7 protein-coding genes and 1 pseudogene are annotated in these 9,978 nt (G+C 73.3%); 7 read left to right on the top strand and 1 reads right to left on the bottom strand.

Translation table 11 applies throughout. The features are described from left to right. The 4 genes and pseudogenes from ACFWTE_RS20845 to ACFWTE_RS20830 form a co-directional block, all read left to right on the top strand. Positions 1-697, top strand: a pseudogene (locus tag ACFWTE_RS20845) (hypothetical protein); the annotation flags it as partial. Between the two features lie 239 nt (positions 698-936). Continuing rightward, positions 937-1,224 carry a WhiB family transcriptional regulator gene (locus tag ACFWTE_RS20840; protein ID WP_014908913.1) on the top strand — a complete coding sequence of 96 codons (288 nt, stop codon included), beginning with the start codon at positions 937-939 and terminating at the stop codon, positions 1,222-1,224. 303 nt (positions 1,225-1,527) lie between these two features. Next, on the top strand, positions 1,528-4,992 hold the full coding sequence (locus tag ACFWTE_RS20835) for a glycosyltransferase (RefSeq protein ID WP_378781293.1): 3,465 nt from the start codon (positions 1,528-1,530) through the stop codon (positions 4,990-4,992). A gap of 3 nt (positions 4,993-4,995) precedes the next feature. Beyond that, the gene (locus ACFWTE_RS20830; RefSeq protein WP_378781291.1) at positions 4,996-6,627 is read left to right on the top strand and encodes a DUF5719 family protein; all 1,632 of its coding nucleotides are present in this window, start codon (positions 4,996-4,998) and stop codon (positions 6,625-6,627) included. Between the two features lie 257 nt (positions 6,628-6,884). On the opposite strand, the gene ACFWTE_RS20825 is transcribed toward ACFWTE_RS20830, so the two are convergent. Next, positions 6,885-7,280 (bottom strand): metallopeptidase family protein, encoded by a 396-nt coding sequence (locus tag ACFWTE_RS20825; protein ID WP_378781290.1) that lies wholly within the window; start codon positions 7,278-7,280, stop codon positions 6,885-6,887. 239 nt (positions 7,281-7,519) lie between these two features. On the opposite strand from ACFWTE_RS20825, the gene ACFWTE_RS20820 reads away from it, so the two are divergent. From ACFWTE_RS20820 to ACFWTE_RS20810, 3 genes are all read left to right on the top strand, one after another. After that, positions 7,520-7,954 (top strand): DUF3499 domain-containing protein, encoded by a 435-nt coding sequence (locus ACFWTE_RS20820; RefSeq protein ID WP_378781289.1) that lies wholly within the window; start codon positions 7,520-7,522, stop codon positions 7,952-7,954. Positions 7,955-8,212: 258 nt separating this feature from the next. Continuing rightward, positions 8,213-9,595 carry a phosphomannomutase/phosphoglucomutase gene (locus ACFWTE_RS20815; protein WP_378781288.1) on the top strand — a complete coding sequence of 461 codons (1,383 nt, stop codon included), beginning with the start codon at positions 8,213-8,215 and terminating at the stop codon, positions 9,593-9,595. A gap of 88 nt (positions 9,596-9,683) precedes the next feature. Further along, positions 9,684-9,860: a Trm112 family protein gene (locus tag ACFWTE_RS20810; protein WP_013154764.1), complete on the top strand. Its 177-nt coding sequence runs from the start codon at positions 9,684-9,686 to the stop codon at positions 9,858-9,860. The last annotated feature ends 118 nt before the right edge of the window (positions 9,861-9,978 follow it).

Below are 9,978 nucleotides of genomic sequence, written 5' to 3'. Positions count from 1 at the left end.
GTACGGGACGGGTGCCCAGCAGGCCTACGGGCAGTACGGCCAGCAGGCCGACGCGTCCGGGCAGCAGGCGGCCTACGACCCGGCTCAGCAGCAGGCGGCCTACGACGCTTCGCAGCAGTACGGCCAGCAGTACGGGACCGGCGCGGTCCAGCAGCAGTACGGGACGGGTGCCCAGCAGGCCTACGGGCAGTACGGCCAGCAGGCCGACGCGTCCGGGCAGCAGGCGGCCTACGACCCGGCTCAGCAGCAGGTGGCCTACGACGCCTCGCAGCAGTACGGCCAGCAGTACGGGACCGGCGCCCAGCAGGGGTACGACGCCTCGCAGCAGTACGGCCAGCAGGCCGACGCGTCCGCGCAGCAGCAGGCCGAGTACGGGCAGGCCTACGACCCGTCCCAGTACGCGCCGCAGAGCACCGAGCAGATGCCCGTCGTCGGCGATCAGGCCGCCCAGGACGCCATCCAGTACGGCTGGTACCAGGGCGCCGACCAGGGACGGCCCGCGCAGGATGCTCCGTCCGAGGGTAAAGTTGATCCATTCTTTAACTCCGGTGAGAACAACGGTACGGATGCCTCCGGGCAGGCCGGCGGATCCTACGGAGGCCAGTACGGCTCCGGTGCCGGATACGGTTCTGACCAGCAGGGACGGGGTGGTACCGGCGACCAGCAGGGCTGGTACGGCAGCGAGGACAAGCGCTGATCCCGGACCGGGGCTCCCCGCACTCCACCGCCCTGGAAGGCCGTGAATTGCGTGGTAATCCACAGAACGGACATCTCCGAGCCGCCGTTGGCGGTTCGTGACATGATATTCAGTGGATTACCACGCAGGGCGCTTGACTCCAAGCAAGCGGCGCGCGTGTAATTTCAAGGTGGGATTCCACCCGGCCCGGGGGACGTAAATGGGTCGGGTACATCTATGGGGGGCTACAGGAGGTGCGCATGAGCGAGGTCATCCCGCTGGCGCACGGCTCGGACGAAGATCTGGGCTGGCAGGAACGTGCCCTGTGCGCGCAGACCGACCCGGAGGCGTTCTTCCCCGAGAAGGGCGGCTCGACCCGGGAGGCAAAGAAGGTCTGCCAGTCGTGCGAGGTACGTGCGGAGTGCCTGGAATACGCGCTGGAGCACGATGAACGCTTCGGCATCTGGGGGGGACTCTCCGAACGCGAGCGCCGGAGGCTGAAGAAAGCCGCTGGGGGAGATTTCGATTTCCTGGCGGACATGCTCTAGCGCCGGCGTCAACGGCGCGCGTCCGGGCCACGAGTCCGGGCGCGCGTTTTTCATGTTCCAGGCCCTTCCGGACCCGGGTGAGGATTGCCGCGTACACGCCCGCGGGGGTGAATAGCCCGATATGGCGGGGCCGCGTCCGGGTGAGACGAATAGGCCCATAAAGCTGGCGGGTGGCGTATCGTGATGTCCCGCGCGCGACAGCCGCCCCCGGCGCACCCACGCGCCCGCCGACCCGACGGGTCGGACCCACGCGGACCCGAAACGGGGTCCAGCCCCTTCTCCCGGAGAGAACCCACCACAGCCGTGCTCGACCCCGATTCCGACCGACACGTCGTCACCGCGGTCATCGTGTCCCACGACGGCGCCCGCTGGCTGCCCGAGACGCTGTCGGCCCTTCGCGCGCAGTCCCGCCCGGTCCAGCGCGTCGTCGCCGCGGACACCGGCAGCACGGACGGCAGCGCCGACATCCTCGGTGAGTACCTGCCCTCCGGCGCGGTCGTCGACCTGCCCGCCCGCACCGGCTACGGCGACGCCGTCCGCGCCGCCCTGGAACTTCCCCGTGCGAGCATCGCCGTGCGCGGCTTCGACGAGGACGCCACGGAGTGGATCTGGCTCATCCACGACGACCTCACGCCGGAGGAGGACACCCTCGCGCACCTGTTGGCCGCCGCCGACCAGGACCCGCGCGCCGCGGTCCTGGGACCCAAGCTCCGGGACTGGTTCGACCGCCGCCTCCTGGTGGAGATCGGCGTCACCATCGACGGGGCGGGCCGCCGCGAGACCGGCCTCGAACAGCGTGAGTTCGACCACGGGCAGCACGACGGCAACCGCCAGGTGCTCGCCGTGTCCAGCGCGGGCATGCTCATCCGCCGCGACGTGTGGGACCGGCTCGGGGGCTTCGACCCCGCGCTCCCGCTGTTCCGCGACGACATCGACTTCTGCTGGAGGGTGGGAGGCGCCGGGCTGCGCGCCCTGCTCGTCACGGACGCGGTCGCCTACCACGCGGAGGCCTCCGCCCGCCGGCGCAGGCCCATCACCGCCACCCGGAACCACCCCCGCCGGGTGGACCGCCGCCACGCGGTCTTCGTCCTGTTGGCCAACCTGCCCTTCGGCGGCATGCTGGCCGCCCTGGTCCGCAACTCCGTGGCGTCGCTGCTGCGCGTGGTGACCTATCTGCTCATCAAGCAGCCCGCCAACGCCCTGGACGAGGCCGCCGCGATCACCCTGGTGTACCTGAGGCCCCTCCAGCTGGCGCGCGCCCGGTTCCGGCGCCGGCGCGACCGCCGCCGCACCTACAGCGCCATCCGGCCGTTCCTCGCCCACGGCGTGGCGATGCGCCAGTTCTACGACGGCGTCACCGGCATCCTGTCCGGAGAGCCCGTCCGCAACACCCCCGGCCGCCACCAGGCCGTCACCGCGCCGCCGACGGCCGAGGACGAGGACGAGGCGCTGTCCGACAGCAACGGCTTCGTGCGCAGGGTCGTCCTCCAACCCGGGACGCTGCTGTTCCTCGGGCTCACCGCGGTCACCCTCGTCGCCGAGCGCTCCCTGCTGTTGGGCGACCTCCTCGCGGGGGGCGCGCTGCCCCCGGTGGCCGGCACCGCAGCGGACATGTGGGACCTCTACCTGGCGGGCAGCCCCGACAGCGGGCTCGGCTCCGACGGTCCCGTCCCGCCCTACGTCGGGCTCCTCGCCCTGCTGTCCACCCTCACCCTCGGCAAGCCGTGGCTGGCCGTCACCGTCATCCTCCTGGGCTGCGTCCCCCTCGCGGGCACGACCGCCTACGCGCTCGCCCGCGAGGTCCTGGGCTTCCGGCCCGCCCGCCTGTGGATGGCCGCCGCGTACGCGCTGCTGCCCGTCGCCACGGGCGCCATCGCGCAGGGCCGCCTCGGGACCGCCCTGGTCCACGTCCTGATGCCGGTTCTCGGACTGCTGCTGGTACGGCTCGTCGCCATGCCCCCGAGGTCGTCGCGCCGGGCCGCCTGGGCCCTCGGGCTGGTCCTGGCGGCCGCGACCGCGTTCGTGCCCATGGTGTGGCTGCTGTCCCTGGTCACCGGGGTGCTCGTCGCCCTGTCCTTCGGACACCTGGGCCGCCGCGTCTACGTCAGCGTCGCGATCGGACTCGGGCTGCCGGTCGTGCTCCTGCTCCCGTGGTCGCTCGAACTGGTCCTGCACCCCACCCTGTGGCTGCTGGAGGCCGGGTTGCACCGCCCGGAGCTGTCCGCACCGGGAGCCTCCCCGCAGCAGCTCCTCATGCTCTCGCCGGGCGGCCCCGGCACCCCTCCGTTCTGGGTCACGGCCGGGTTCGTCATCGCCGCCCTGTGCTCGCTGCTCCTGCTGCGCAACCGCGTCCTGGTCGCCGCCGGATGGTCGCTGGCCCTCTTCGGGGTCCTCGTCGCCATCCTGACCAGCCGTGTCGTCGTCGAGCCCTACTACGGCGGTCCGCCCGCCCCCGTCTGGCCCAGCGTCGCCCTGGCCTTTGCCGCCACGGCGGTCCTGCTGTCGGCTGCGACCGCCGCGCGCTCCTTCGGCGACATGGTGCGGCTCGGCGGGGCACGCCGGGTCTTCGCGGTGACCGTGGCCGTGCTCGCCCTGGCCACGCCCGTCTCCTCGGCAGTCCTGTGGATGTGGAACGGTGTCGAGGGACCGCTCACCGCCCACGCGACCCCCGTCGTCCCCGGAGCTCTGGCCAGTGTCAGCGGCGACGGCACCGAGCCGCGCACCCTGGTGGTCACGCCCGGCGGGGAGGGCGGTGTGGACTACGTCGTGGTGCGCGGACGCGAACCCCGCCTCGGTGAGGAGCGCGTCGTCCCGGCCCCCGAGGCGCGTGCGGCCATGGACCGCGCCGTCGCCGGGCTCGCCGCGGGGCAGGGCGGTGACCAGATCCACGTCCTCGCCGACTACGGCATCCAGTACGTGCTCTACCCGCGCCCGGAGATGAGCGGCCCCGCCGACGCCACCATGGTCGACACCCTGGACGGGACCCCCGGACTCGGTAGGCAGTCGCTGTCCCAGCACTACGCGCTCTGGGAGGTGGACGTCCCCACCGGCACCCTGCGCGTCGTCTCCGAGGACGGCTCCGAATCCGAGCCACTGGAGGTGAGCGGTACGGGGGACGAGCGGACCGCGGGGGTGGCCGAGGGCGGCACCGGGCGGCGCCTTGCCCTCGCCGAGACCGCGGGCCCCGGCTGGCACGCCACCCTCGACGGCGTCGAGCTGTCCCCCGTGACCACGGAGGGCGGCACCCAGGCCTGGGTGCTGCCGGTGGACGGCGGTGAGCTGCGCGTGTGGCACACCGACTACGTGCACGTCGCCTGGCTGGCCACGCAGGGGCTCCTGCTCCTGGCGGCCTCCGTCCTGGCCGCGCCCGGTGTGCGTACGGAGGAGGAGACGCGCCTGATCGAGACGACCCCCGCCCCTCGGCCGCGGCGGCCGGAGCGGCTGCGCGGGGCCTCGCGCCGGCGTTCGCGCGCACGGCGCGGAGCTCCCGCCCAGGGCGCGGTCCGGAGCCGGGCCGGCGCCGAGGACGCGGGCGGTGCGCCCACGCGCGAGGACGCCCCGGAGGACGCCGGCGAGGCCGGCCGGGAACCCGCCGACGAGGGGCCCGGTACGGGCTCCGTACCCGTGACCCCCGAGCGCGGGCACCGCCGGGGGACCCGCGGCACACGCGGTACACGCAGGAGGGAACCGGGCAGGCGCCGGGCGGGCGGACGGCCGGGGACGGACGACGGGGACGCCGGGGCGTCCGGGACCGAGCGGGGGGAGTAGTCCGTGAGACTGATCGTGGAGAACCGGTTCGCGCTGTTCGGCCTGGTCGCGCTGGCCTTGGCGGCGCTGTTCGGGGTGGCCTTCGTCACCCGGCCCGTGACCGCCGAACTCGGCGTCACGGAGCCGGGATCCGTACGCCCCGACCACGCGGTGCGGGTCTGCCCCGCCCCGCACGAGCAGGGCGACAGCACCGTCGCCGCGTTCTCCCCCAGGGTGAGCCGCGACGACGAGGGCGGGCTGTGGGCCGAGCTCGTTCCGGCCGCCCCGCAGCAGGACGAGGACGCCGAGGACGCCGAGGACACGAGCGGCGCGGACGGGGAGGACACGGAGGACGCGGACGGGACCGACGCACGGGAGACCGGCGACGGCCCGGGGGAAGCGGACCGCGAACGCGTCGGCGACGAGCTCACCGAGCCCGGCCGCGTGTGGACCGCCGATGCCTCCGACGCCGACGCGCCCGCGGCCCTGCGGGCCGAGGGCGCGCTGGCGTCGGGCCTCGACGCCGCCCAGACCACCCTCTCCGACGGCTCCGTCACCGAGGTGCGCTGCGTCGAGCCGTCCATCGGCACGTGGTTCGCCCTGCCCGGCGCGGGCGGCGGCGAGGCCGTGGCGGTCGAGGCGCTCACCGTCCGCCTGGCCAACCCCGAGGACTCCCGGGCGACGGTCAGCGTGGATGTCTACACCGAGGGCGGCCCCTCCTACTCCTCGGAGAGCCGGGGCATCTCCCTGCTCGCGGGGGAGTCCACCGAACTGGACCTGACCGAACTCGTCCTGAGCAGCGGAGCCGTCGGCGTCCAGGTACGCACCAGCACCGGCCGGGTCGCCGCTTCGCTCCTCGCCGAGCACGCCTCCGGCGGCGCCGACTGGGTCCCTCCCACGGCCGCGCCCGCCGAGCACCACGTCGTCCCGGGCGTCGTCGGCGCCGACGGCCGCCGCCACCTGGTCCTGGCCGCCCCGGGCGACGAGCCCGCCGAGGTGCGCGTCCACGCGGTCGCCACACCGCCGGAGGACGGCGGGGAGGAGGCAGAGGAGAGCGGAGCCGCCGGTTCCGGGACGGCGGAGGACCCCCTGGTCGTCACCGTGCCACCGGCCGCGGCCTCCTGGGTCACCCTGGAGAGCATCCTGGGCGGCGAGGCCGCCGCGGTCGTCGTGGAGTCGGACGTGCCCGTCGTCGCGGGCGTCGCCGCCGAGGCGATGGACGGCGACGACGTCGTCGAGACCGCCTACACGGCCGCGGTGCCACCGCTGGGCCCCCCGTTGGACGCCACCGCGATCGTGCCCGACGTCCCCGAGGGGACGTCCACCGAGCTGATTCTGAGCGCCGTCGAGGGGGACGCCTCACTGATGGCCACCCCGGTCGCCGCCGACGGCACACAGGGGGACGCCGTGCGGGTCGGGGTCGAGGGCGGTACCACCGTCGTGTTCGGTGCCGACGAAGACCCCTGGCAGGTTCCGCCGGGAGCCGACCCGGAGGACGGTTACGCGGTCCGCCTGGAACTCGTGGACGGCACCTCCCTGCACGTCGCACGCGTGCTGCGGGACGGAGACGGCCTGAGTGTGCTGCCGGTGCGTCCGGCCCCGGTCGAGATCCCGCTCCCGGTGGTGCGCGACAGCATGGTGGGCGTCGTCCCCTAGGCCGTGTTCCGCGGATCATTCCGGGCTCGCAACCGCCAGGCTGCCTCTCGCTGCGCCGACCACGCTTGGACAGCCAGACCCGGGCTGACCTGCGCTACTCGTCTTGCGAGAGATTGCCTGGAGGCCGCTCGCGGCGATCGGCGCAAGCGCCGAATCAACCGAAAGCATCCACGGAACACGCCCTAGGACGCGGGAAGGCCCCGGGGGAACGCGCCGCCTCGGCCGCGGCCCCCGCACCGGGGTGGAGGTGCTGCGCGTCAGCTCTCGGGGTCGACCGACTCCGGTTCGACGCCGAGGAGGTTGGCGACCTCCTCGACCACGGTCTCGTGGACGAGGAGTGCCATCTCCTCGGGATCCTTGGTCCGGATCTCCACCGGACGCCGGTACACCACGATGCGGGCCCGGCCCGAGGGGTCGGTCTCCAGACGGGAGAAGGGGATCGCCTCGGAGAGCGGTCCGTGGGACGGGATCGGGGGGACGTCCTCCACGAGGAAGTCGACATTGGCGAGCTCGCGTGCCCACAGACGTTCGAGGCGTTCGACGGCGTCCAGGACGAGATCGTCGAAAGCCTGTGCCCGGCTGCGGAACACCGGCAGGTCAGAGGGCACGAGAGGACCGCGGATGCCTCGGCCGCGGCGGTCCCGGCGCCGCATTCGGTCTGGTTGGCCACTGGAAAGGCGCACTCGTCGCACACTTCGAGACTAAGCCATCAGGCGCCCCGCGCGTAGTCCCCTCGGTAGTGAAGGTGGTCGCCCCGCGCGAAATCCCGGACCCGGCCGTCCCCGGGCCGACCGCCGGACGCGGCGCGCGGAGGCCCCGGAGGGGGCGCGAACGGACCAGGTCATGGAACGATGCTGGCGTGTCCCTCAGTAAAGGCATACAGTCAGGCGCTGTGAGCCCTGTTCGCCGCTGCTCCCGTACCGCCTGCCGACAGCCTGCCGTCTTCACGCTCACGTACGTCTACGCCGACTCGACGGCCGTCCTCGGTCCTCTCGCCGCCTACGTGGAACCGCACTGCTACGACCTCTGCGCCATGCACGCCGACCGCCTGACGGCGCCGCGCGGGTGGGAGGTCGTCCGACTCCCCGTCGAGACGGCGGGAGGCGGCCCCGGCAGTGACGACCTGGAGGCCCTCGCCGACGCCGTACGTGAGGCGGCCCGTCCCCCTGCCCGCAGCGCCTCGCCCGACGACTCCGGTGAGGGCGCGGAGACGCTGCGCAGAGGACACCTGCGGGTGGTCAGGTCCGACCCCGGCCGGGGGGGCGACCAGCACGGACCGGGCCGCCCCGGAGGCCGGCCGTACCCGGGCCCGCCCGAGCCCCGTTAGCGGGCCGGCCGGAGGCGTTGCCGGTGTGACGTGAGGGGGCCTGCCCCCGATGGTCCCGTACGACGCCCGGACCCGTGACGGGTACGGGATCACGGCGAAGGGGCGGGGCCGCGCACCGTTCCGGTCACCGCGCCCGGACACGGCGGCGCCCGCGGTGTCCGGTGGGGCCGCCGTGCGCTCGCTTGCTAGCTTTGTACCGCGCGCGGCCAGACCCGCGCGGGACCGAACGTGGAGCAGGACCGACCGTCCGGAGAAGACGTGGCTGACCTCGGAAGCATCTTCAAGGCATACGACGTGCGCGGTGTGATCCCGGACACTTTCAACGCGGACATCGCGCGGGCGATCGGCGCGGCCTTCGCACGCGTCGTCGGCGGTGAGGCCGTCGTGGTGGCGCACGACATGCGCCCCTCCTCGCCCGAGTTGGCCAGGGCCTTCAGTGAGGGGGTCACCGCGCAGGGCCTCGACGTGGTCTTCGCCGGACTCGGCTCCACCGACCTGCTCTACTACGGCTCGGGCCACCTCGGCCTGCCCGGCGCCATGTTCACGGCCAGCCACAACCCCGCCGAGTACAACGGCATCAAGATGTGCCGGGCCGGGGCGACGCCCATCAGCGGCGACACCGGTCTGGACGACATCCGGCGCCTGGCCGAACAGGATCTGGCCGGGCCGGGTGCCCCGTCCGGGGGCGGCTCCGCCCACGACGGCCCCGCGGGGACCGTCACCGAACAGGACCTCCTGTCCGGCTACGCCGACTACCTGCGCGGGCTCGTGGACCTGTCGGACATCCGGCCGCTCAAGGTCGTCGTCGACGCGGGCAACGGTATGGGCGGTCACACCGTCCCGGCCGTCCTCGAACAGGGTCTGCCGCTGGATGTCGTCCCCCTCTTCTTCGAGCTGGACGGCACCTTCCCCAACCACCCCGCCAACCCCCTCGACCCGGACAACCTGGTCGACCTGCAGGCGAAGGTGCGTGAGACCGGCGCCGACATCGGCCTGGCCTTCGACGGCGACGCCGACCGCTGCTTCGTCGTCGACGAGAACGGCGACGCGGTGCCGCCCTCCGCCGTCACCGCGCTGGTCGCGAGCGAGGAGCTCAAGCGCGTACCCGGCTCCACGATCATCCACAACCTCATCACGTCGCAGGCGGTCCCCGAGATCGTGCGCGAGCGCGGTGGCGTCCCCGTCCGCACCCGTGTCGGGCACTCCTTCATCAAGGCCACCATGGCCGAGACCGACGCCGTCTTCGGCGGGGAGCACTCCGCCCACTACTACTTCCGCGACTTCTGGCGGGCGGACACCGGTATGCTCGCGGCGATGCACGTCCTGCGGGTCCTGGGCACGGACGACCGTCCGCTCTCCAGGATCACCGCGGAGTACTCCCGCTACGCCGGATCCGGCGAGATCAACTCGAAGGTCGCCGACGCCCCCGGGCGCACGGCGGCGGTCCGCGCCGGCTTCGCCGACCGGGACGGCGTCACCGTCGACGAACTCGACGGCCTGACCGTGTCCCTCCCCGACGGGTCGTGGTTCAACCTGCGCGCCTCCAACACCGAACCGCTGCTGCGGCTCAACGTCGAGGCCGCCGACGAAGCGTCGATGGCCGGGCTCCGCGACGAGGTCCTGGCCATCATCCGCGCCTGAGCAGGCATCATGGTGGGGGAGGGGGCGACCGCCCCGCCGTCGGCGCAGCGGTCTCCCCGCCCCCGCACACACACGAGGAACGAGAACCATGAGCACGAAGATCGACGGCTGGCTGCTGGAGATCCTGGCCTGCCCCCAGAGCCAGGCCCCGCTGCGCCACGACCCCGAGACGGACGAGCTGGTCTGCGACGAGAGCGGTCTCGCCTACCCCATCCGGGACGGCATCCCGGTCCTGCTCGTCGACGAGGCGCGAAAAATCGGTTGAGGTCGGATGGAACGACACGGCTGTTCCGGCAGTCATACCGTGTGGAACAGGGGATGAGGCCCTTCTCCGGGGCATGACGGGACGGACCCCGCAACCCCCGCAACCCGTACCCTGTTCC

The sequence above is a fragment of the Nocardiopsis sp. NPDC058631 genome, assembly GCF_042716955.1.
Classification (GTDB): Bacteria; Actinomycetota; Actinomycetes; order Streptosporangiales; family Streptosporangiaceae; genus Nocardiopsis.
Note: the sequence above shows the minus strand (reverse complement) of the source record. Positions and strands in the feature narration are given on the sequence as shown.

Bases quoted from the DNA above. Each gene is read 5' to 3' on its own strand.
- ACFWTE_RS20810 (WP_013154764.1), top strand. From the start codon at position 9,684: ATGAGCACGAAGATCGACGGCTGGCTGCTGGAGATCCTGGCCTGCCCC.
- ACFWTE_RS20840 (WP_014908913.1), top strand. From the start codon at position 937: ATGAGCGAGGTCATCCCGCTGGCGCACGGCTCGGACGAAGATCTGGGC.
- ACFWTE_RS20825 (WP_378781290.1), bottom strand. From the start codon at position 7,280: ATGCGGCGCCGGGACCGCCGCGGCCGAGGCATCCGCGGTCCTCTCGTG.